The 23,097-nt window shown below is 52.3% G+C and carries 14 protein-coding genes and 1 pseudogene; 6 read left to right on the forward strand and 9 right to left on the reverse strand.

All coding sequences use genetic code 11. The annotated features are described in order from the left end of the window. Positions 1-129 precede the first annotated feature (129 nt). Together AB1E22_RS20600 and AB1E22_RS20605 are read left to right on the forward strand one after the other, a co-directional pair. Positions 130-2,423, forward strand: a pseudogene (locus tag AB1E22_RS20600) (FdhF/YdeP family oxidoreductase). A gap of 216 nt (positions 2,424-2,639) precedes the next feature. Then, complete coding sequence (locus AB1E22_RS20605; protein ID WP_367597080.1) at positions 2,640-5,030, forward strand: glucose/quinate/shikimate family membrane-bound PQQ-dependent dehydrogenase; 2,391 nt, start codon at positions 2,640-2,642, stop codon at positions 5,028-5,030. A gap of 89 nt (positions 5,031-5,119) precedes the next feature. On the opposite strand, the gene AB1E22_RS20610 is transcribed toward AB1E22_RS20605, so the two are convergent. Beyond that, positions 5,120-6,724 (reverse strand): ABC transporter substrate-binding protein, encoded by a 1,605-nt coding sequence (locus tag AB1E22_RS20610; RefSeq protein ID WP_437178399.1) that lies wholly within the window; start codon positions 6,722-6,724, stop codon positions 5,120-5,122. 114 nt (positions 6,725-6,838) lie between these two features. Between AB1E22_RS20610 and pepT the strand changes: the two genes are divergently transcribed. Further along, positions 6,839-8,068: a peptidase T gene (gene pepT, locus AB1E22_RS20615; protein ID WP_367597081.1), complete on the forward strand. Its 1,230-nt coding sequence runs from the start codon at positions 6,839-6,841 to the stop codon at positions 8,066-8,068. Positions 8,069-8,130: 62 nt separating this feature from the next. On the opposite strand, the gene AB1E22_RS20620 is transcribed toward pepT, so the two are convergent. Then, positions 8,131-8,895, reverse strand: coding sequence for an SDR family oxidoreductase (locus AB1E22_RS20620; protein WP_367597082.1), 765 nt, complete (start codon positions 8,893-8,895; stop codon positions 8,131-8,133). Positions 8,896-9,092: 197 nt separating this feature from the next. Further along, the gene (gene hrpA, locus AB1E22_RS20625) at positions 9,093-12,992 is read right to left on the reverse strand and encodes an ATP-dependent RNA helicase HrpA (RefSeq protein ID WP_367597422.1); all 3,900 of its coding nucleotides are present in this window, start codon (positions 12,990-12,992) and stop codon (positions 9,093-9,095) included. Between the two features lie 207 nt (positions 12,993-13,199). Here hrpA and azoR point away from each other — a divergent pair, with 207 nt between their 5' ends. After that, positions 13,200-13,805, forward strand: coding sequence for an FMN-dependent NADH-azoreductase (azoR, locus tag AB1E22_RS20630; protein ID WP_367597083.1), 606 nt, complete (start codon positions 13,200-13,202; stop codon positions 13,803-13,805). Positions 13,806-14,343: 538 nt separating this feature from the next. Here the strand turns inward: azoR and AB1E22_RS20635 are convergent. The 5 genes from AB1E22_RS20635 to AB1E22_RS20655 form a co-directional block, all read right to left on the reverse strand. Next, a complete protein-coding gene (locus AB1E22_RS20635) occupies positions 14,344-15,816 on the reverse strand; it encodes a pyridoxal phosphate-dependent decarboxylase family protein (protein WP_367597084.1) in 1,473 nt (490 codons plus the stop codon). Between the two features lie 18 nt (positions 15,817-15,834). Further along, on the reverse strand, positions 15,835-17,217 hold the full coding sequence (locus AB1E22_RS20640; RefSeq protein ID WP_367597085.1) for a diaminobutyrate--2-oxoglutarate transaminase: 1,383 nt from the start codon (positions 17,215-17,217) through the stop codon (positions 15,835-15,837). 348 nt (positions 17,218-17,565) lie between these two features. Further along, positions 17,566-17,889 (reverse strand): YdbL family protein, encoded by a 324-nt coding sequence (locus AB1E22_RS20645; RefSeq protein WP_367597086.1) that lies wholly within the window; start codon positions 17,887-17,889, stop codon positions 17,566-17,568. A 5-nt stretch (positions 17,890-17,894) separates the two neighbouring features. Continuing rightward, positions 17,895-18,095, reverse strand: coding sequence for a YnbE family lipoprotein (locus tag AB1E22_RS20650; protein ID WP_367597087.1), 201 nt, complete (start codon positions 18,093-18,095; stop codon positions 17,895-17,897). Next, a complete protein-coding gene (locus AB1E22_RS20655; RefSeq protein ID WP_367597088.1) occupies positions 18,092-20,734 on the reverse strand; it encodes a YdbH family protein in 2,643 nt (880 codons plus the stop codon). The genes AB1E22_RS20650 and AB1E22_RS20655 overlap by 4 nt, the downstream gene beginning before the upstream one ends. Before the next feature lie 212 nt (positions 20,735-20,946). Between AB1E22_RS20655 and AB1E22_RS20660 the strand changes: the two genes are divergently transcribed. Both AB1E22_RS20660 and hslJ read left to right on the forward strand, forming a co-directional pair. Beyond that, positions 20,947-21,936, forward strand: coding sequence for a 2-hydroxyacid dehydrogenase (locus AB1E22_RS20660; protein WP_367597089.1), 990 nt, complete (start codon positions 20,947-20,949; stop codon positions 21,934-21,936). Positions 21,937-22,120: 184 nt separating this feature from the next. Then, positions 22,121-22,546, forward strand: a complete 426-nt coding sequence (gene hslJ, locus AB1E22_RS20665; protein ID WP_367597090.1) for a heat shock protein HslJ — start codon at positions 22,121-22,123, stop codon at positions 22,544-22,546. 5 nt (positions 22,547-22,551) lie between these two features. Here the strand turns inward: hslJ and AB1E22_RS20670 are convergent, their stop codons facing one another. Then, a complete protein-coding gene (locus tag AB1E22_RS20670) occupies positions 22,552-22,836 on the reverse strand; it encodes a putative hemolysin (RefSeq protein WP_367597091.1) in 285 nt (94 codons plus the stop codon). Positions 22,837-23,097: the final 261 nt, after the last annotated feature.

Genomic DNA, 23,097 nt, shown 5'->3' on the forward strand with positions numbered 1-23,097 from the left:
AGAGTTATACAGATCACATTTATCCATATAATCACTAAGGCTTACATCAATGTTAAACAGGAGTAAACTTACTGTAATGACACATGGCGTAACCGCGTGCGGTCGCCTCTAAGGACACGACTTCTGTTTATGAAATTTAAATCTGCCATCAAACCCTATCACGCTGCGGCTGGCGGCTGGGGTTCTCTTGAAGCCACAACCCGTTTTGTTATCGACAGTAAACATGCCCTCAAAAACCTGCGTAATTTAATGCGCATGAATAAAGCCAAAGGGTTTGACTGCCCAGGCTGCGCATGGGGCGATGACAATAAAAGTACCTTTAGTTTCTGCGAAAACGGCGCAAAAGCGGTGACGTGGGAAGCCACGCGCCGCTTTATCGATCGCGAATTTTTTGCTCAACACAGCGTGAGCCAACTCTACCAGCAAAGCGATTATTTCCTTGAATATCAAGGGCGACTAGTAGAGCCGCTGAGCTATAACCCGCAGACAGACCATTACGAAGCGATAAGCTGGGACGATGCGCTAACGTTGGTCGCCCAACACATTCAGGCGATGGATAATCCAGACCAGATGGAGCTGTATACCTCGGGTCGCGCCAGCAACGAAGCCTCTTATCTGTATCAACTTTTTGGCCGCATGGTCGGGACGAACAACTTCCCTGATTGCTCGAATATGTGCCACGAAGCCAGCGGCAGCGGCCTCAAGCGCAGCATTGGCGTCGGGAAAGGCACCATTCACCTGAATGATTTTGAGAAAGCCGACGCCATTTTGTGTTTGGCCAGAACCCCGGCACCAATCACCCGCGTATGCTGCATAGCCTGCGCCACGCCGCAGAAAACGGCGCGCAAATCGTCACCTTCAATACTTTGCGCGAGCGCGGCCTTGAGCGTTTTGCCGATCCGCAAAAACCGCTCGAAGTCGTCACTCCGCTGGCGGGCACCATCAGCACCTGTTATTACCAGCCGAATTTGGGCGGCGATATGGCCGCTATCCGCGGGATGGCTAAAGCGCTGCTTGAAACGCATCGCAAGCGACAAGCCCTTGGCGAAAAAGGCATTTTTGATGAACAGTTTATCGCCGGGCATACCCACGGCGTGGATGCGTGGTTTGCCGAAATCGACACCACCACCTGGGCGCACATTACGCATCAGTCGGGTTTAAGCGAACAGCAATTACGTGATGCCGCCGCCATTTGGCAGCAGGCCGAACGTGTGATTTGCACCTGGGCAATGGGCATTACGCAGCATAAGCATTCGCTCAATACGGTGCGCGAGATCGTCAACCTGCAATTGTTGGGCGGCCATCTCGGCAAACCCGGCGCGGGGCTGTGCCCGGTTCGCGGGCACAGTAATGTGCAGGGCAACCGCACCATGGGTATCGATGAAAAACCCACGGCGGCGTTACTGGATAGCCTCGCGGCGCATTTCGATTTTGAACCGCCTCGCACGCGTGGGCATAACACCGTTGAAGCCCTCGCGGCCATGCGGCGCGATGAAGTTAAGGTGTTGATTGCACTCGGTGGAAACCTTGCGGCGGCGGCACCGGACACCCCACGCACCGAAGAAGCCCTGCAACGTTGCGGCCTGACGGTGCATATCAGCACCAAACTTAACCGCAGCCACCTGGTGCCGGGTAAAGCCGCGCTCATTCTGCCAACCCTACGCACCGAAGAGGATTTGCAGGCCAGCGGACGGCAGTTTATCACCGTGGAAGACTCGTTCAGCATGGTGCACGCCTCGGAAGGCGTCGGCAAACCGATTGCTAAGACGCAGCGTTCGGAAACGGCCATTGTTGCCGGGATTGCCCATGCGGTACTGGGCAGTGAAAAGCTGGATTGGCTGGCGCTCGCCGATGATTACAACCTGATCCGCGACCATATTGCCGCCACGGTGCCAGGCTTTGCTGATTTTAATCAGCAGTGTGAAAAACCCGGCGGATTTTATCTGGGAAATGCGGCGGCGCAACTGCGGTTTAACACGCCAAGTGGCAAAGCCGAGTTCAGTTCAGCCCCGCTCCCTGCCTCTCTTTTTGGGGATCTGGATGCGCCGTTTACCCTGCAAACGTTGCGCTCTCATGACCAATATAACACCACAATTTATGGCCTGGATGACCGCTATCGCGGGGTTTACGGGCAGCGTGAAGTGCTGTTTATTAATCCAGACGATCTGGCGGCGTTGGCCCTTCAAGACGGCGATTTAGTCGATATTGAAACCGTCTGGAATGATGGCATTACGCGCAAAGTCAGCGGCTTTAAAGTCGTTTCTTATCACATTCCACGGGGTAATCTCGCGGCTTATTACCCGGAAACGAACCCATTGGTTCCTCTGGCGAGTGTCGGAGATGGAACGGGCACGCCGACGTCCAAATCCGTTCCAGTGAAGGTTAGCCGTAGTATGGCTCCCGATAACAAACGCATCGCCTAGATACACCGCTATTCAACCAGCCCTTGTCGGGTAGCAGACGCTTACCCGACCTCCCTCCGCGTCTCTGTTACTCATTTGCAATAAATGCGAGATTTCTCATTAACAACTTTGCAATACCATAACTGAAGATTATGATAAGCCCATTATTAACCATTTGGTTCGTTATCGGGTTTTATCATAAAGAAGTAAAGGAACACGCTTCGACAGGAGAAAGTTATGGCAAGTTACACACCCCCACGCGGCCTGGCATTAGGGCTGCTGTGGGTTCTCGGCGGACTAATGGCACTGATTGGCCTCGCAATAGGTATTGGCGGGGCCTATTTAGTCGCGCTCGGCGGCTCAGGTTATTTCCTGGTGATGGGCATTGTGATGCTTATCAGCGCGGTTTTGATTTTGAAAAAGAGCACGGCGGGGCTGGTGCTTTATGGTCTGGCATTCATCGGTTCAATAATTTGGGCGATCAGCGATGCCGGTTGGGATTTCTGGCCGCTCTTCTCGCGCCTGTTTACCTTCGCCGTGCTGGCGTTTCTCGCCGCTATTGCCTGGCCTGTTTTACGTGCCACGAAGCGTTCAGCGCCGGTAAACAAAGCGCCAGCATATGGCATTGCCGCCCTGCTCGCAGTCTGCATGCTGGTGAGCACAGGCTGGATGTTTGTGCCGCAGGTTCAGGTCACCGCCAGCGAAGAGGTGCCGGTAAAACCTGTCGCACCGGGTGACGCGCAAAAAGACTGGAAGCACTGGGGAAATACCACCCACGGCGACCGTTTTGCGGCCCTGGATCAAATCAACAAAGGCAATGTGTCTGACCTTAAAGTTGCCTGGGTGGCGCATACCGGTGATATTCCCCAGAGCAACGGCTCCGGCGCGGAAGATCAGAACACGCCGTTACAAGTTGGCGACACCTTATTCGTCTGCACGCCGTATAGCAAAGTGCTGGCGCTGGACGTGGATTCCGGTAAAGAGAAATGGCGCTTTGATAGCCACGCAACCGCGCCAAACTGGCAGCGCTGCCGCGGCTTAGGCTATTTCGAAGAGACGACTCAACAGGCCGCTGCCTCCCTTGCCGCACCGGCTCAGCCGATGGCTTGCCCTCGCCGCCTGTTCCTGCCCACTACTGATGCGCGCCTGCTGGCGATTAACGCCGATAACGGCAAGCTGTGCGAAGACTTTGGCGATCGCGGTACGGTCGATCTCAAAGCGGGTATGGGCGAAGTGAAACCGGGTTATTACCAGCAAACGTCTACTCCGCTGATCGCCGGTAATGTGGTTGTAGTGGGTGGCCGCGTGGCGGATAACTTCTCCACCGGCGAGCCTCCGGGCGTGGTTCGCGCCTACGATGTGCACACCGGTAAACTGGCATGGGCGTGGGATCCGGGTAACCCGGCGATTACCGGCTTGCCGCCTGAAGGCCAGACTTACACACGCGGTACGCCTAACGTTTGGTCAGCCATGTCTTATGACGCTAAACTGGGGCTGATTTACCTGCCAACCGGCAACGCCACGCCAGATTTCTTCGGCGGAACACGTACTGCGCAAGACGATAAATACAGCTCTTCTATTGTGGCTGTAGACGCGGCAACCGGCCAGGTTCGCTGGCATTTCCAGACCACTCACCACGATCTCTGGGACTTCGATCTACCGTCGCAGCCGCTGCTGTACGATTTGCCCGATGGCAAAGGCACCACCACGCCGGTCATCGTGCAGACCTCCAAGCAGGGCATGATTTTCATGCTCAACCGCGAAACGGGCGAGCCCGTGGCGAAAGTGGAGGAACGCCCTGTTCCGCAAGGCAATGTTGAAGGCGAACGCTATTCGAAAACCCAGCCGTACTCTGTCGGTATGCCAATGATTGGCAACGAAACGCTTAAAGAGTCGGATATGTGGGGCGCAACGCCAATCGACCTGCTGATTTGCCGCATCGAGTTTAAAGGAATGCGCCACGAAGGTGTTTATACGCCACCGGGCCTCGATCGCTCGTTGCAGTATCCTGGCTCGCTCGGCGGCATGAACTGGGGCAGCGTTTCCGTTGACCCGAATAACAGCCTGATGTTTGTTAACGATATGCGTCTGGGGCTTGCGAACTACATGGTGCCTCGCGCCAATGTGGCGAAAAATGCCAGCGGTATCGAGATGGGTATTGTTCCGATGGACGGCACGCCGTATGGCGCGATGCGCGAGCGTTTCCTATCGCCGCTCGGCATTCCGTGCCAGAAACCACCGTTTGGCACCATGTCGGCGATTGACCTGAAATCAGGGAAAGTTGTCTGGCAGGTACCGGTTGGTACAGTGCAAGACACCGGCCCGCTGGGTATTCGTATGCATCTGCCGATCCCTATCGGGATGCCTACGCTCGGTGCGTCGCTGTCTACGCAATCCGGCCTGCTGTTCTTCGCCGGTACCCAGGATTTTTATCTGCGCGCGTTTGATACCGCCAACGGTAAAGAAATCTGGAAATCCCGTCTGCCGGTGGGCAGCCAGTCCGGCCCAATGACCTATGTGTCACCGAAAACAGGCAAACAGTATATTGTGATCAATGCCGGGGGCGCACGTCAGTCTCCTGACCGCGGCGATTACATTATTGCGTACGCATTGCCAGACGCGAAATAAGCCAAAAAAAACGGGTGCTAAGTGGCACCCGTTTCATATTAACGTCGGGTGGCGCTCACGCTTACCCGACCTACGGCCCTCACATTCAGTTACTTCACATCTACCTGATAGAAAATGTGCTTACCAAACGGATCGACTTCATAGCCGGTCACCTCTTTACGCACCGGTTCGAAAATCGTCGAATGCGCGATCATCACCGCAGGCATTTGGTCATGCATCATTTGCTGCGCTTCTTTATACAGCGCCACACGTTTTTCATGATCGCTTGAGGTGCGTGCCTCCAGAATCAGCTTATCAAACGGCTGATAACACCATTTTGCCGAGTTGGAACCGCCATCTGCTGAACGGCAGGTGAACAGCGGGCCGAAGAAGTTATCCGGATCGCCCGTTGCGGTGGTCCAGCCCATCAGCGCCGCCTGGTGTTCCCCGCTTTTTACGCGTTTTAAATATTCGCCCCATTCGTAAGTGACGACTTTTGCCGTCACGCCAATTTTCGCCCAGTCGGCCTGAATCATCTCAGCCATGCGTTTGGCGTTCGGATTGTACGGGCGCTGAACCGGCATGGCCCAGAGATCGATTGTCAGGCCATCCGCAAAACCCGCCTCTTTTAGCAGCGCTTTGGCTTTCTCCGGGTCGTATTCGTAATCTTTTAGCGTATCGTCGGCGCTCCATACGCCCGGCGGGAGCAGGTTTTTCGCCGCTGTACCGGTGCCGCGGAATACCGCTTCAATAATCGCCGGTTTATTAATCGCCATCGCCAGCGCCTGGCGTACTTTCACATTATCTGTCGGGGCTTTTTGGGTATTAAACGCCAGGAACCCGGTGTTGAGCCCCGCTTTTTGCATCAGCGTAATATCGGCGTTTTCCTTCATACGCGGCAGATCCGCCGGATTGGGGAAAGGCATTACCTGACACTCGTTTTTCTCAAGTTTTGCGAAGCGAACTGACGCATCAGGGGTAATGGAGAAGACCAGTTTGTCGATTTTGGCTTTGCCCTGCCAGTATTCCGGGAACGCGGTAAACAGAATGCGCGAATCTTTTTGGTATTGCGCAAGGCGGAACGGCCCGGTACCAATCGGGTCCATATCGACGCGCTCTGGCGTGCCCGCTTTGAGCATGGCATCCGCATATTCAGCGGAAAGAATCGAAGCGAAATACCATCCCAAATCGGCAATAAAGGGGGCTTCTGGGTGAGTTAAGGTAAAGCGAACCGTATTATCGTCCACTTTATCAATCGCGGTAATTAATTTGCCAAATTCGAGACTTTCAAAATTGGAATAGTTTCCGTTGGAAACATTATGGTAAGGATGTTTCGGATCTTTCTGTCGCATAAACGAAAAAATCACATCGTCAGCGTTAAAATCACGGGTTGGCTTAAAATATTTATTGCTCTGGAATTTCACCCCTTTGCGCAGATGAAAAGTATACGTTTTACCATCGTCGCTTACGTCCCAGCTTTCTGCGAGGCTTGGCTGTAACTCAGTGGTGCCCACTTTGAAATCCACCAGACGGTTATAAACCGGCACGGCGCTGGCATCTACGCTTGTGCCTGAAGTATATAACTGCGGGTTAAAGTTTTCCGGCGAACCTTCGGAACAATAAACCAGAGTTTTTGCCGCGACAGTGGAACTGACTGTCAGCGCGGCTATTATCAATGCGAGCTTTGTGGTTTTCGTTGTGATGGAAGTTTTCATGCCTGCCCTTTTATTTATAATTTTCACCCAGAATAATGCTTGTATAACGCAGCTTAATAAATAACATTAAATGTCGATTACAAACAAACGAATATATCCAGCCAAGGGGTAATAATGTCATCGCAACTTGCAAGCCAATTAACGCAGCGCTTCTTCCGTTATCTGGCCATCACTAGCCAAAGCCAGGCTGGAGCCACCACATTGCCAAGTACCCCCGGCCAGCATGAAATGGCGCAACTACTGGCACAAGAGTTGCGCGAGCTGGGGCTGGATGATGTGGTGATTGACGACCACGCCACCGTCACCGCGGTCAAAAAAGGCAATGTCGTCGGTGCGCCACGCGTTGGGTTTATCACGCATATTGATACCGTCGATGTCGGCCTTTCGCCGGATATTTACCCGCAGGTGCTGCGCTTTAACGGCGAGGATGTGTGCCTTAATCAGGAAAAAGACATTTGGCTGCGCACCGCCGAACATCCGGAAATTCTCGCTTATCCGAACGAGGATATTATTTTTAGCGACGGTACCAGCGTGCTGGGCGCAGATAATAAAGCGGCAGTGACCGTGGTAATGACGCTGCTGGAAAACCTGACGCCTGACATGAAGCATGGCGATATTGTTGTGGCGTTTGTGCCGGACGAAGAAATTGGTTTGTGTGGCGCAAAAGCGCTCGACCTTGCACGGTTTGATGTCGATTTCGCCTGGACTATCGACTGTTGCGAATTAGGCGAAGTGGTCTACGAAAACTTTAATGCCGCTCATGCAGAAATTCGTTTTACAGGCGTAACGGCGCACCCAATGTCTGCCAAAGGTGTATTAGTTAATCCGTTATTAATGGCGCACGATTTCATCAGCCATTTCGACAGAAACCAAACGCCGGAAAACACCGAAGGCCGCGAAGGTTATATCTGGTTTAACGGGATGCATACCACGCAAAATGAAGCGATATTAAAAGCTAATATCCGTGATTTTGATTCGCAGATGTTTGAGCAGCGTAAACAACACATTCGCGATGTCGCGGCTAAAATTGCTTCACAGCATCCTACCGCGAAAGTCGATATTTTCATCAGCGACACTTACAGCAATATCAGTAATGCGATCAAAGATGACCGCCGGGCTATTGATTTAATTTTTGACGCGATGAAAGAGTTGAATATTGAACCTAAGATCATCCCTATGCGCGGCGGCACTGACGGGGCAGCATTATCAGCAAAAGGGTTATTAACCCCGAACTTCTTCACCGGTGCGCATAATTTCCATTCTAAGTTTGAATTTTTACCGCTGCGGGCGTTTGAAGCCTCTTATAATGTGGCGTTAAAACTGTGTCTGTTGGCAGCTAAATAGAAAACTTGAGGCGGGTGGCAATCGCACTTACCCGCCCAGGACTCACTTCACAGGGAAACGGGCTATGCTCCGTTAATTGAAACGCCGCCATCGACCAAAGAGGCGGTGCCGGTCACAAACGAGGCTTCATCCGAGGCCAGCCACAATACTGCGTAAGCGATCTCTTCAGGCCTGGCAACACGTTTAAGGGCATGCAGCCCGGCCATATACACCTGTGCTTCCTCGCTGGCATTTTTATCGCGATACATATCGGTATCCACCGCCCCCGGCAATACGGAATTGACGCGGATATTCTGCGGGCCGTATTCGGAGGCTAACGCTTGCGTGAGGCCGATTAATCCGGCTTTGCTGGCAGCGTAGGAGGCGACCTGCGGAAAAGCGAAGGTGTAGCCGACAAAAGTTGAGGTAAAGATAACCGACCCGCCGCCGTGCTTGAGCATTTCGGCTATCTGGTGCTTCGCACCGAGAAATGCGCCGGTCAGGTTGATAGCCAGCGCATCGGCAAACCCTTCTGCGGAAACGTCGGTGCTCGGGCCGTTTTCGCCTAGCGTACCGGCGTTGTTAAACGCAATATCCAGACGCCCCCATGTTTCCACCGCTTTCGCCACCAGCGCTCGGGCATAGGTTTCTTCGCGCACATCACCGGTAACCGCGACGGCGTCGCCTCCGGCAGCCTTAATTTCCTCAACCAATTGTGCAAGTTCGGTTTCGCGCCTTGCACCCACGACCACTTTCGCCCCTTCCGAAGCGAAGAGTTTGGCGGTGACATACCCGATGCCTGAGCTGGCTCCGGTGACAATGGCAACTTTATTAGCTAGTCGTTTCATGAGAACACCTCAGTGAAGCGGTCAGAAATTGACCGCTCAAGGAGTATGGTATTCGGTGAGGATTAAGGAAAGTTGAAGGGGCAACGTCGGGTGGCGCTTACGCTTACCCGATCGACAAAACCGTTAATGACCGGGAATTTGTAGGGCGGATAAACGTAGTGCCATCCGCCGGAAATGACGGATGGCACGTAATAGCGTTAAGCGGTGATCGCCTCCATCGCCTGCAAAATACGCTTGTCAGAAATCGGATACGGCGTCCCGAGTTGTTGAGCGAAGAAGCTGACGCGCAGCTCTTCAATCATCCAGCGAATCTCTTGCACGTCGTCGTCAACGCGGCGCGCTGGCGGCAGTTTATTCAGCCACTGCTGCCAGGTTTGCTGAACATGCTCCACTTTCAGCATTTGCACACGGTCGCGATGGGGATCGACCGCCATTTTCTCGAGGCGTTTCTCAATGGCTTGCAGGTAACGCAGCGTATCACCCAGGCGTTTGTGACCATTGCCGGTCACAAACCCGCGATAAACCAGCCCGCTCATTTGCGCTTTTACATCCGACAATCCCAGCGCCATGGTCATATCCACGCGCCCTTTCAGCCGCTTGTTGATATTGAACACGGCGGTGAGGATTTGTTCGACCTGCTTCGCAATTTCCACCACGGTATCGTTAAGTTCAGCGCGGACTTTTTCATGCAGGGCTGCGAAGCCCTCCTCGCTCCACACCGGGCCGCCAGCCTGGGCAATCAGCTTATCTACGCCGCATGAGATGCAGTCGTCGATCAAATCCAGCACTTTGCCGTACGGGTTAAAGTACAGACCGAGCTTGGCTTTGTTCGGCAGTTTTTCATGCAGGTATTTAATCGGCGAGGGAATATTCAGCAGCAGTAATCGGCGCAAACCGCGCCACATCGCCTGTTGCTGCTCCAGCGGGTTATCAAACAGTTTGATAGCCACGCTCTCTTTTTCATCCACCAGCGCCGGGAAGGCCTTCATGCGGTAGTTACCGCGTTTTTGTTCGTAGCTTTCCGGCAGCGAGCCGAAGCTCCAGATATGCAGACCGCTTTGTTCGATACCATCGTCCGCCACCGCCGAGAGCGTTTGCTGGACTTTATCTTTCAGGCCGCCTTTCAACTCGGTGAGGTCTTTGCCCTCTTTGAGTTTTTTGTTGTGCTCATCGACAATGCGGAAAGTCATTTTCAGGTGATCGGGCACCTGATCCCAGTGCCAGTCTTCGCGGTCAATGGTGATGCCCGACATGCGGCGGAACTCACGTTCCAGACTTTCCAGCAGCGGCAGTTCAAGCGGCGTGGCGCGGCCCAGGAATGCTTCTGCGTAGTTGGGTGCCGGCACAAAGTTACGACGCACCGGTTTAGGCAATGACTTAATCAGCGCGATCACCAGTTCACGGCGCACGCCGGGAATCTGCCATTCAAAACCGGCCTCTTCGACCTGGTTTAACAGCGGCAGCGGAATGTGCACCGTTACGCCATCGGCGTCTGCGCCCGGTTCAAACTGATAGGTCAGGCGCAGCTTGAGATTGCCCTGATGCCAGAAGTTCGGATAGTCGAGTTTGCTGACCTGTTCCGCGCCCTCTTTTATCAGCATGCTCTTTTCGAAATTGAGCAGATCCGGCGTCTCTTTGCTGGCCTTTTTCCACCAGTTATCAAAGTGACGGGTAGAAATGACGTCGTGAGCGATGCGTTGGTCGTAAAACTCAAACAGCGTGTCGTCGTCCACCAGAATGTCGCGGCGGCGGGACTTATGCTCAAGCTCTTCAATTTCATTGCGCAGTTTGAGGTTGTCGCGGAAGAACGCGTGGCGCGTCTGCCAGTCGCCTTCCACCAGCGCGTGACGGATGAACAGCTCGCGGCATAGCGCCGGGTCAATCTGGCTGTAGTTAACGCTGCGGGCAGCCACAATCGGCAAACCGTAGAGTGTGACTTTTTCTGTCGCCATCACCGCGCCCTGCGATTTCTCCCAGTGCGGTTCGCTGTACGAGCGTTTCAGCAAGTGTTGCGCCAGCGGTTCCACCCATTCCGGGTCGATACGCGCCGCAATGCGCCCCCACAGACGGCTGGTTTCCACCAGTTCGGCGACCATCGTCCATTTTGGCGGTTTCTTAAATAAGCCGGAGCCTGGGAAGATGGAGAAACGGGCATTACGCGCGCCGGTATACTCCTGTTTATCCGCATCTTTCTGGCCAATGTGAGAAAGCAAACCGGTCAGCAAGGCGCAATGCACCGAGCGGAAATCAGCCGGTTCACTGTTAATCGCAAGGCCGAGTTCTTTCACCACCTGACGCAGTTGGGTGTAAATATCCTGCCATTCACGCACCCGCAGGTAGTTCAGATAGTCGAGTTTGCACTGGCGGCGGAACTGATTAGACGACAGCTCTTTTTGCTGCTCGCCGAGGTAGTTCCAGAGATTCACAAAGCTCAGGAAGTCAGATTCTTTATCGTGGAAGCGGCGATGTTTTTCGTCGGACGCCTGCTGTTTGTCCATCGGGCGTTCGCGCGGGTCCTGAATCGACAGGCCAGCGGTAATAATCATCACTTCACGCACACATCCAAATTTCTGCGCCTCCAGCACCATACGCGCCAGGCGCGGGTCGACCGGTAGCTGTGAAAGCTGGCGGCCAAGCTGCGTGAGTTTATAGACGCTAAGATCGGCTTCGCTGGTGATCGCCCCAAGCTCTTCAAGCAGGCGTACGCCGTCCTGAATATTGCGTTTGTCCGGCGCTTCAACAAACGGGAACGCGGCGATATCGCCCAGGCCGAGCGCCGTCATCTGCAAAATAACGGAGGCCAGGTTGGTGCGCAGAATTTCCGGATCGGTAAATTCCGGACGTGACAGGAAATCGTCTTCGGAATAGAGGCGAATACAGATCCCGTCAGAAACGCGGCCACAGCGGCCTTTACGCTGGTTGGCAGAGGCTTGCGAAACCGGTTCAATCGGCAGGCGCTGCACTTTGGTGCGATAACTGTAGCGACTGATACGCGCGGTACCGGGGTCGATAACGTATTTAATGCCCGGCACCGTCAGCGAGGTTTCAGCGACGTTGGTGGCCAGCACAATGCGACGCCCGACGTGTGACTGGAAGACGCGGTTTTGCTCGCTATTTGAAAGGCGCGCATACAGCGGCAGCACTTCGGTGTGCGGCAAATTCAGTTTGTTTAACGCATCAGCGGTATCGCGAATTTCGCGCTCGCCGCTCATGAAGATCAGGATGTCTCCGGCACTTTCATGCCCAAGCTCATCGACCGCATCAAAAATCGCCTGCAATTGGTCGCGGTCGGTATCGTCGGCATCTTCCACAATCGGGCGATAGCGCACTTCTACCGGATAAGTTCGGCCAGAAACTTCGATGATGGGCGCATTATTGAAATGGCGCGAGAAGCGTTCCGGGTCGATGGTCGCAGAAGTAATAATAATTTTCAGGTCAGGACGGCGCGGCAAAAGCTCACGCAGGTAACCGAGCAGGAAATCGATGTTCAGACTGCGTTCGTGCGCTTCATCAATGATGATGGTGTCATATTGCATCAGCAGACGGTCTTGCTGAATCTCAGCAAGCAAAATACCGTCTGTCATCAGTTTGACCATGGTGTTTTCGCTGACGTGGTCAGTAAAACGCACTTTATACCCGACGCAACCGCCCGGCTCCGTTTGCAGCTCTTCGGCAATTCGGTTGGCAACGGTTCGCGCGGCAAGACGGCGCGGCTGCGTGTGGCCAATCAGGCCTTTAATTCCGCGCCCTAACTCCATGCAGATTTTCGGCAACTGCGTGGTTTTCCCCGAGCCGGTTTCACCCGCGACGATAACCACCTGGTTGTCGCGAATAGCATCGAAAATGTCCTGTTTTTTCTGGCTGACAGGCAGGTTTTCAGGGTAGGTAATGTTCGGGCGAGACGCTTCACGAAGCAGGACCTTACCGGATGCCGCTTCGATCTCCTGAGACAGAGAATCAAACACGGCCTGCTGCGATTCAGGATTTTTCACCTTCTTTGCGCCGTGAATGCGACGGGAGAAGCGTTGCTTGTCGCGCAGCATTAGCCCATCTAACTGGGAGAATAATGAGGTGATTGAGGGTTTTGTATTTTGCATAGCGTCATCATCATGGCAGAGCACTGCCGGAAAAGTCTTTTTCGTGAATTGTTCGTAGATTACCACAACACACTCTTCGTCGCCTTGTTCAATAAAATCGAACATTGAGTTCGATATATTGCGCTATCTCTGTAAGCGGATTGTGAATAAAGTACTTCTCAGCGAACGGGCAATCTGTCCCGAATGAACACAACAAAGGAATCACCCATGAGCAAAGTATTAGTCCTGAAATCCAGCATCCTGGCAGGTTACTCTCAGTCAAATCAGCTTTCCGACTATTTTGTTGAACAATGGCGTGAAGAGCATAGCGCAGATGAGATCACCGTGCGCGATCTGGCTGCAAACCCAGTGCCGGTACTGGATGGCGAACTGGTTGGTGCGCTGCGCCCGAGTGATGCGCCACTGTCCCCGCGTCAGCAAGAAGCGCTGGCGCTGTCTGATGAACTGATTGCCGAGCTGAAAGCACACGACGTAATTGTTATTGCTGCGCCAATGTATAACTTCAACATTCCAACGCAGTTGAAGAACTATTTTGACCTGGTCGCCCGCGCCGGTGTCACCTTCCGTTACACCGAAAAAGGCCCAGAAGGCCTGGTGACCGGCAAACGTGCTGTTATTCTGACCAGCCGCGGCGGTATTCATAAAGACACCCCAACGGATTTGCTGGTGCCATATCTGAATATCTTCCTGGGCTTCATCGGTATTACCGATGTGAACTACGTGTTCGCGGAAGGTATCGCCTACGGCCCTGAAGTGGCAACGAAAGCGCAGAGTGATGCAAAAGCGGCAATTGACAGCATTGTAGCGGCATAATATTTCACGAATTAAATTTAAAAACGGCAAACTTAGGTTTGCCGTTTTTTATGTTACAAAAAAAGAAAGATTAATAAGAAAGAGGAAATTAAAAACGACAGCCCAAACCATTGGGTATAAAGCAGCGTAAAAGCCAAAAGACAATTCATTGCCCACCACGTAAATACCCGCCTGTGCAGCCTGTTCCAGTCATACTGTGGATAGCAATATTTCAGAATACAAATCGTTATCGTTGTGAGAATAATCATATCATTACATCCGTGAAACGCAGGCAGGGCTTAGGGTTGAACGGGATTCACGTTCAATATGCTTTAAGTTAATTTCACGCAATATTAACGATGGAAAAATTCTTTTGCAATTAGTGTGATTAAATAAAAATAAACACAATATATCAATAAGTTGCATTAGATAAATATCGAATTGATAATTCTGATGAATGTGAAATTAATTATGTATTGGGAGAGGTTATATTAAGCCAGAGGAAATAAAACGGGGGAAATAAAATGGGCGATATAATATCGCCCATTTTGTTATTAACTTAGTTTGCCAGTAACGGCTGCGCAGTCTTTTCAACCAACGCCAGCAGGACTTTAATATCCTCAAGCGTTACGGTTGGGTTTAACAACGTCAGCTTCAGGCACGTCACACCGTTATGCTCGGTGACACCGACGTTCGCACGACCAGAGTCCAGCAACGCATCACCAATTTTCTGGTTCAGCAAAGCAATAGCAGTGTCATTGCTGAAAGCCTGCAATTCAGGGCGGAAGCGGAACAGAACGCTCGCCAGTTGTGGCTTCATCACCAGCTCAAGAGACGGCTGCTCAGTGACATACTGCGCCACTTCTTGCGCAAGCGTAACCCCATGATCGATGATCGCGGCATATTGCTTCTGACCCAACGCTTCCAGGCCCATCCACAGTTTCAGTGCATCGAAACGGCGCGTGGTCTGCAAAGATTTGGACACCAGATTTGGCACGCCCTGCGCTTCGTCGAACTCAGAGTTCAGGTAAGCCGCCTGGTAGCGCATCAGTTCATAGTGGCGCGCTTCTTTGAGCAAGAAGGCACCGCAACTGATGGTCTGGAAGTATTGCTTATGGAAGTCCAGAGTAATGGAATCCACTAATTCAATACCGTCCAAATAGTCGCGATATTTCTCGGACATCAGCAATGCACCACCCCACGCCGCATCGACATGCACCCAAATCTGGTGCTGCGCTGCAAGCGTTGCGATTTCACGCAGTGGGTCGATGGCACCTGCATCGGTCGTACCCGCCGTTGCAACAATCGCCAGGATCTGCTCACCGTTTGCCTGAGCCTGCGCCACTTTCTCACGCAGATCGTTAAGATCCATGCGTGCGAATTCGTCGGTTTTCACCAGCGTCACAGATTGGTAGCCGAGGCCCATCAAAGCCATGTTCTTTTGCACAGAGAAGTGCGCATTTTCAGAACAGAGTACTTTGATTTTTCTCAGATCGCCGACCAAACCATCCTGCTGAATAGAGTGGCCAAGACGCGCGAAGAACGCATCGCGCGCCAGCATCAGACCCATCAGGTTACTTTGGGTCCCGCCGCTAGTGAACACACCCGCGTCGCCTGCCTGATAACCCACTTGAGCACGCAGCCATTCAATCAGCTTCATCTCGATGATGGTCGCTGACGGGCTTTGGTCCCAGGAGTCCATGCTCTGGTTAGTGGCGTTGATCAACACTTCCGCCGCCTGGCTTATCACCAGACTTGGGCAGTGCAAATGCGCGACACACTGTGGGTGATGCACCGACAGGCTATCTTTTAAAAAGTATTCGACAGCACGTTCGATGGCAGCCTGGTTACCCAGGCCTTCACGGTTAAAATCCAGTTGAATGCGTTCGCGCAGTTCAGCTACGGATTTACCTTGATACATCTCCGGCTGTTGCAGCCACTGCACAACGGCTGCGCTCGTTTGTGCAATTGCCTGCTGATAGGCTTCAGTGCTTTCCGCTGAGCCTGCCAGAATCGGGTTTAATTCAGACATCGTGGTTATTCACTCCACTCAAACAGGCTTGATGCCAGCCGCTAACAGCGCCTGCTCAAACTTGTCGAGGAAAATAGCCAGCTCATCATTAGTGATAAGCAGAGATGGCAGCAGACGCAGTACCACGCCGTTACGGCCACCGCGCTCCAGAATCAGACCGGCTTTGAAGCAGTTTTTCTGCAGCAGTGCGGCCAACTCAGGGTCGGATGGGTAGCAACCCATGTGATCTTTGGCTTCGTTTGGTTTAACAATTTCAATACCGATCATTAAGCCCAGACCACGCACCTGACCGATAACCGGGTAACGTTTTTGCAGGTTAGCCAGTTGGCCTTTCAACCATTCGCCCTGAGCTGCCACTTTCTCAGCGATCTTGTTTTCAGTCAGATACTTGAGGGTGGTCAGGCCAGTTGCCATCGCCAATTGGTTACCACGGAAGGTACCGGTGTGGTGGCCTGGTGACCATGCATCGAATGCTTTCTTGATGCCCAGAACGGCCAACGGTAAGCCACCGCCAACGGCTTTAGACATCACGATGATGTCTGGCTCAATACCTGCGTGCTCGTAGGCGAACAGTTTACCGGTACGGCAGAAACCAGCCTGAACTTCATCGATGATCAGCAGAATGCCGTGTTCTTGGGTCACTTTACGGATGCGCTGCAACCACTCTTTCGGTGCCGGGTTAACGCCGCCTTCACCCTGAACCGCTTCCAGAATGACCGCCGCAGGTTTGCGCACGCCACTCTCAACGTCGTTGATCAGGTTTTCGAAGTAATAGGTTAATGCTTTAACGCCAGCTTCACCGCCAATACCCAGCGGGCAGCGGTACTGATGTGGGTAAGGCATAAACTGCACTTCAGGCATCATACCGTCGACGGCTTCTTTCGGAGACAGGTTACCTGTTACGGAAAGTGCGCCGTGGGTCATGCCGTGATAGCCGCCGGAGAAGCTGATAATGCCTGAACGACCGGTCACTTTCTTAGCCAGTTTCAGTGCAGCTTCAACCGCATCTGCACCGGATGGGCCGGTGAATTGCAGGCAATACTCTTTACCCTGTCCTGGCAATAAAGAGAGAAGATATTCAGAGAACTGATCTTTCAACGGAGTTGTAAGATCCAGTGTATGTAACGGCAAGCCGCTGGTAATGACATTTTGGATGCTTTGCAGCACGTCAGGGTGGTTATGCCCAAGAGCAAGCGTACCTGCACCAGCCAGGCAATCAAGATATTGATTATTCTCAACATCAGTGATCCAAACGCCGTTGGCCTGCGCAATTGCTAAAGGCAATTTACGTGGATAACTCCTAACATTCGATTCAAATTCAGCCTGTCTAGCCAAATAGGTTTCATTGTTACCATTTAATGAATTAGCACCTAAACTATCAATACGGACTTTATCCGTCATCATATCTCTCCCACAGCTGCCGGTTCGTTAATTAGGCAGTTGAATTAATGAATGTCGAAAAACTGACCACTATGTAAAAAACGCCGTCAATATAGGTTCTTTTGACGCGCTACTCAATATTTTATTTTGTTAACGTCTGTATGTTGTACGAATGTTTTTATCATGTGCTTATTATATGAAAATCAGTACGTTATATAACCAGCAGATTTTAATGCTGATAATGAATATTGAAATAGAGTTAAAAATTGACAAATTAAAGGTATGCAGCAGGATAATTCTTAGGCGGATAATCCCTTATAAATTTAAAGAGATATATTTTAAACAGCATAATAGCCTGTTTTGGGGATATTATTTACGCATCCATTGACCGTTAATTCCGCGCACATACTCACCCGGCTGCGCCCGCGCGACCAGTTTTTGCCCTGCCAGTTCAGCAACCTGATTTGCTGAGATATTATTGCTGTCGGCCAGTTTTTGATAATTTTCTGAACGCGCGTCATTAATACTTTTTACCAGCGCCAGCGTCTCTTTGTCTTGTTTGATGGGCGCAATATAGCCGCTTAACGTCTCCCCCACGCGCCCTTGCTGGCGGGCTTCATTCAGCGTTAGCGCCAGAACCTGCTGGCTGAACACCATGCTCGCCAGTAACACGCACTTAACGATATTTTTCATGGTGCTCACTCCTGACCGAACAGATCGCTGCGATTTTTAATCAGCGTTTCAACGTCTTTATCCACTTTAATATGAATTTCATGCTCAATTTTCACGTTCATATTAATGGTAATGGGATCTTTGGGTGCCGCGACTTCAATACGCGGCGTGCATCCTGTTAATGCCGGAATCCCTGTTAACAGGAGCATAGCGATGACAATTCTCATTGTGTTTCCTCACAAGTTTTATCGCGCGACTGACATTGCACACCCGGTAATTCGGTATGTTGCTCAAGCCAGGTTTGCAAATTATCCCCAAAACGCAGGCTGCGCCAAAGCGTAAAGAGGTTTTCCTGATGGCTGTAATTCAGCCGCACCGCATTCCTTTTCCCTTCGACCTGGCTTGTGCCCTGCACATTCGCCCGCAACGTTAACATGCCAAGATTATCTAAATTGATAGCGGTCCAGGAATGAGAAATTTCCATATACCTTAACCAGTTAACCGCCACGCCAGCCGCAATATTGTTCTTAACGATGGCATCGGCCATGTCTTTATCAAGTCGTAACGTCAGCGGCCCTGGGTTGGTGAGCCAGCCATCTTTAACAATCCATTGCGGGTGGTTAAGCCACAGAGGTAAAGCCCCGTTCACCCGCCCGGACAGGGTGAACTGCTTAGGATTGACCGCCGTAATCAATTCGCTCGCAGAGATATTTTCTAAGCGTAGCAAGGCTGCATCGCGTTGTGGCATGCGCAACTGTTGCATGCGCAGTTTGCCGCCGAGAATATCCACGTTGACGTTGCTTAGCATCAGCGGCTGCGATTCGCTCCACGGGTACCAGCCTTCTAAATCGGCAGTAATATTGCTTGAGGTGAACTGGTTTTTAACTTCCGCAATGCGCAACGTCACCGGGCCATCGGTGCCCAGGCGCCAGGTGCTATGGCTGAAACGGAACGGCAACACAAAATCTACGCCGTTAATTTGGTTATCCGGCAACCAGACGCTGCCGTTTTTTACGACGCCATGCCCACCGGCTTCAAATCCCTGCCCCACGGCGGCGGAAAAGGCGACTTGTGAATAGAGCGAGCCGCCTTTGAGATCCATTTTCCAGTCGGCTGGTATTAGCGGCTGGAATACTGTGAGCCCCTGTTGCGGCCACCAGGCGTTGCCGCGCAGACGAACGCCGTCCCAGCGGCCATTCACACGCACAGGGCCAATCTCCCCCGCGTGCAGCTCTCCTTTATACTGGAAGGATGACGGGTCTTCCCCCGTCACGTTGAACGTGAGCGTTGAAGGCGGAAGCGTGCTGCCCCCGCTAAAGGTGGTTTCCCCGGCGTTAAGGGCAAAGGCCCCCTCGAATGATGGCGCGATTTCCGAGCGCTGCCAGTGGAGCGGATGAGTCAAGTCGAGACGCGGGGTGGCGACTAACATCGAACCATATTCGAGTTTGTCAAAACCCGTAGAGAGTGAAGTGAGTTCAACCACGCTATCGCGCCACTCCCCACGCCCACGCGCATCCCACTTCGCCTGCATTGGTGTGAATGCCCCGTTACCCCAATACTTCCAGCGCCACAGGCCAGAATCCGGTAGAAAGTCATCCGCTTTGCCGTCGAGATGAAGGACAAAATTACCCATTTCATTTTCATGAGCGCGAACAATCGCCTGTAAACGCCCATCGACCCCACGCTGCGTCACGCTCACACCCGCCAGCGGCCAACGAATTTCATCGACATCCAGCGCGTCAATCACCCGCCCGCGCGAACGCAAAAGCGCTCCAGGGCGGAACAGTAACTGCGGGTCGGCAATGGCCCCGCTGATTTCGCCGGGCAGCACCGCATAAAACACCATGCCATCCTGTTTGGCTTCACCGGTTAATTGCACCGGCAAAGCGCTGTTGGTCATGCTGAGTTTACCGGGGCCGATATTGAGTACCGCATTGGCTTTCCCGGCACTTCCCTGCGTGACGACGTTCATCCGCCCGCTGATCAAGGCGTTTTCGAGCCCCTGTTTCCAGCCATCAACCCGCAGCGCTATGCCGCCACGCAGCGGGAAACCCGCATACGGCCAGAACCATTGCCCGCCGTTAACTTCAAAAATGGTATCGCTAATTGTCCAGGGCAGCGTGACCAGCGCTTCTGCCGCATTGGGTTTAGCCATGCGCAGCACGCCCTGCTCTGCATTCCAGTTCACCGCCACATCGACCAGCTCTGGCTCTTGTGGGATCCGCAGTTTAGTCGCGAGATGGCCCTCTTCTGGCAAACCATCAGCAAACGGCGGCAAGGTAATCGTCCCCGCCAGCTCCAGAGGATCCATACCTGCCAGAGCCTGAACTTTCAGTTTTTCCAGCGTTAGAATCTGGCCGTTGAGTTTCGCCTCAACGCTTAAAGAAGGGCCTTCATAATGCAGCGACTGTTGCTGCGGCGTGAGAGAAAGACGTAATTCCCCGGTGAATTGTTGAAACGGGGTTATATTGACCTTATCTATAGTAAGTAAGCTTTCAGGAAGTAATGATTGCCACTCAGCAAGTGAGCGCGGCGCGGCAGGCCCGGACTGGTCGAGGGGGATTTTACTGAGGCAGTCGACGTTAAGATTCAGCTCGTCAATATGTACACGCCAGCGCTGCGGGTGGCTAAGGGTCGCGTCTTTTAGGGTCGCGAGTTCGCAATCCCCTGCCAGATAGCGCAGGTCCGGCACCACGACTGCCCCTCGAGTAAATCGCGGGCTGGCTTCCATGGCGATGCGCGTCCCTTGCGGCAGCCAGATCCCTGCAAGCGTAGGCAGCCAATGGGCTATAGTCATCAAGAGCGTTAATGGCAGCAGAATGAGTATCAGCCCCAGCGCAATAATGGCTTTATATTTACCCTTCATGGGCGGTTAATATCCTGATTCAGCGACAGTTTAAGCCGGTGTATGCGATGATTCTTGCATGATTTGAACCGGGCGTGAAGGCGAAGCCTGGTATAAGCGTAGCTAACCCTGGGCGAGCGGCAGAATTTCATGCTTAAAAATAATTTTTAATCTTTGTAAGAAAATTTTAAGCATGGTAATTTTAATCTAATATCATTCTGGAGATAAGTCTCATGAAACTGGCAGTGTATAGCACAAAACAGTACGACAAAAAGTATCTGGAGCAGGTTAACAATGAATATGGCTTTGATCTTGAATTTTATGACTTCTTGTTGACTGAAAAAACCGCCAAAACCGCTAACGGCTGTGAAGGCGTGTGTATCTTCGTTAATGACGACGGCAGCCGCCCGGTTTTAGAAGAGCTTAAAAAACAGGGCGTGAAATTTATCGCCTTGCGCTGCGCAGGCTTTAACAACGTCGATCTGGACGCCGCGAAAGAATTAGGGTTGCCTGTGGTGCGCGTTCCGGCCTACTCCCCGGAAGCGGTGGCAGAGCATGCGGTAGGGATGATGATGTGCCTGAACCGTCGTATTCACCGCGCTTATCAACGCACCCGCGATGCAAACTTCTCTCTTGAAGGATTGACCGGTTTTACCATGTTCGGCAAAACGGCGGGCGTGATTGGCACCGGTAAAATTGGTATCGCGGCGCTCAGAATTCTGAAAGGCTTCGGTATGCGTTTGCTGGCGTTCGATCCGTACCCAAGTGCCGCAGCACTTGAGCTTGGCGTGGAATATGTCGATCTACCTACGCTGTTTGCGCAGTCGGATGTTATCTCCCTGCACTGCCCGCTTACGCCGGAAAACTACCATCTGCTCAACCGTTCCGCATTTGAACAAATGAAAGATGGCGTGATGATTATCAACACCAGCCGTGGGGGATTAATTGATTCACAGGCCGCCATTGATGCCCTGAAAAATCAAAAAATCGGTGCGTTAGGCATGGACGTGTATGAGAACGAACGCGACCTGTTCTTTGAAGATAAATCTAACGACGTGATTCAGGATGATGTATTCCGTCGCCTGTCAGCCTGCCATAACGTGCTGTTCACTGGCCACCAGGCGTTCCTGACGGCGGAAGCGTTGATCAGCATTTCTGAAACCACGCTTGAGAATTTGCGCCAGTTAGAAAACGGCGAGACTTGCGTGAATCAGGTGAGTTAGTTTTAGTTCGGACGATCCCCTCTCTCCAGGAGAGGGGCTCATCCAGTAGTAGGTCGGATTAGCGTAGCGACATCCGACATATAAATTTCAACTCTGGTTTTAGGATTATCCCTACAAAATCAACGCTCAACTTTGGTATAGTGTCACCGACTCATTGACGATATGAATAACTTAGGGAAAAGAGATGAAAAAGTTCGCTTCACTGGCGCTGGCCGCCATGGTACTTGCAGGCTGTGCACAATCTGGCGATAAATCCGCCGTCACCGTACAAGATCTGCAACATCACCGCTATGTTCTGCAAACCGTCGACGGCAAACCGCTCACCGGTATTCACCGGATGCCTGAACTGAGCTTTGGCGAAAACATGCATATTGCGGGCAGCATGTGTAACCGCTTTATGGGCCAGGCGACGCTGGAAGACGATACGTTGAAGGCAAAAGGTCTGGGAATGACTATGATGATGTGTGCAGAACCTGAGCTTAACCAGCTCGACCATATGATCAACGATATGCTAACTGCGGGTGCAAAAGTTGCTTTAGCGCCGCAACAGTTAACGTTGAAAACCAGCCAGCACACCTTAGTTTATAAACTGGCCGATCTGGTTAACTAATTCGACTAGTACGCTCCACACGTTCCGGCGGCAAGCGCGTTTTCACTACAGCGTTTGCCGTTCGGCATCGCGCACATGCCGATTGCCGATCCATCCAGTTGACGCGCCACACTCAGCGTTCCGCCCACCATCGCACAACTTGCCTGCCCCTGATTAGACATTGCCGCACGCATACCCGGCGGTACGTGAGCCGCAGTGGCTTGTTGAGGTGGTTCATTACTACTGCATGCCGATAGCAGTGTTGTTGATAACAACAGCGCGGCACAACCCGCTAAAAACGCAGTGCGCATTACTCTTCTCCCCCTGAACGTTGCAAAACCTAAGAATCATAAGCGCAGGCGTCGTGTTACGTCGAGGCCGTAACGTCATAAAAAGTGTGTGATTTTGCAAGGCAGATCACTTTCTTGCACAAAATATCGCCAATCGCTTTTTTCACGACCTCAATCAAAGCTCAACGCAGGACACAAAAGCGAAAATCACCTTTTGCGGGGTTTGCTAGAATTAAAGAATTATTCTTCGGCTCGCCGTGGTAATGCGGGCCTTTTAATTAT

The sequence above is a fragment of the Buttiauxella gaviniae genome, from assembly GCF_040786275.1.
Classification (GTDB): Bacteria; Pseudomonadota; Gammaproteobacteria; order Enterobacterales; family Enterobacteriaceae; genus Buttiauxella; species Buttiauxella gaviniae_A.

Bases quoted from the DNA above. Each gene is read 5' to 3' on its own strand.
- AB1E22_RS20605 (WP_367597080.1), top strand. From the start codon at position 2,640: ATGGCAAGTTACACACCCCCACGCGGCCTGGCATTAGGGCTGCTGTGG.
- AB1E22_RS20610 (WP_437178399.1), bottom strand. From the start codon at position 6,724: ATGAAAACTTCCATCACAACGAAAACCACAAAGCTCGCATTGATAATA.
- pepT (WP_367597081.1), top strand. From the start codon at position 6,839: ATGTCATCGCAACTTGCAAGCCAATTAACGCAGCGCTTCTTCCGTTAT.
- AB1E22_RS20620 (WP_367597082.1), bottom strand. From the start codon at position 8,895: ATGAAACGACTAGCTAATAAAGTTGCCATTGTCACCGGAGCCAGCTCA.
- hrpA (WP_367597422.1), bottom strand. From the start codon at position 12,992: ATGCAAAATACAAAACCCTCAATCACCTCATTATTCTCCCAGTTAGAT.
- azoR (WP_367597083.1), top strand. From the start codon at position 13,200: ATGAGCAAAGTATTAGTCCTGAAATCCAGCATCCTGGCAGGTTACTCT.
- AB1E22_RS20635 (WP_367597084.1), bottom strand. From the start codon at position 15,816: ATGTCTGAATTAAACCCGATTCTGGCAGGCTCAGCGGAAAGCACTGAA.
- AB1E22_RS20640 (WP_367597085.1), bottom strand. From the start codon at position 17,217: ATGACGGATAAAGTCCGTATTGATAGTTTAGGTGCTAATTCATTAAAT.
- AB1E22_RS20645 (WP_367597086.1), bottom strand. From the start codon at position 17,889: ATGAAAAATATCGTTAAGTGCGTGTTACTGGCGAGCATGGTGTTCAGC.
- AB1E22_RS20650 (WP_367597087.1), bottom strand. From the start codon at position 18,095: ATGAGAATTGTCATCGCTATGCTCCTGTTAACAGGGATTCCGGCATTA.
- AB1E22_RS20655 (WP_367597088.1), bottom strand. From the start codon at position 20,734: ATGAAGGGTAAATATAAAGCCATTATTGCGCTGGGGCTGATACTCATT.
- AB1E22_RS20660 (WP_367597089.1), top strand. From the start codon at position 20,947: ATGAAACTGGCAGTGTATAGCACAAAACAGTACGACAAAAAGTATCTG.
- hslJ (WP_367597090.1), top strand. From the start codon at position 22,121: ATGAAAAAGTTCGCTTCACTGGCGCTGGCCGCCATGGTACTTGCAGGC.
- AB1E22_RS20670 (WP_367597091.1), bottom strand. From the start codon at position 22,836: ATGCGCACTGCGTTTTTAGCGGGTTGTGCCGCGCTGTTGTTATCAACA.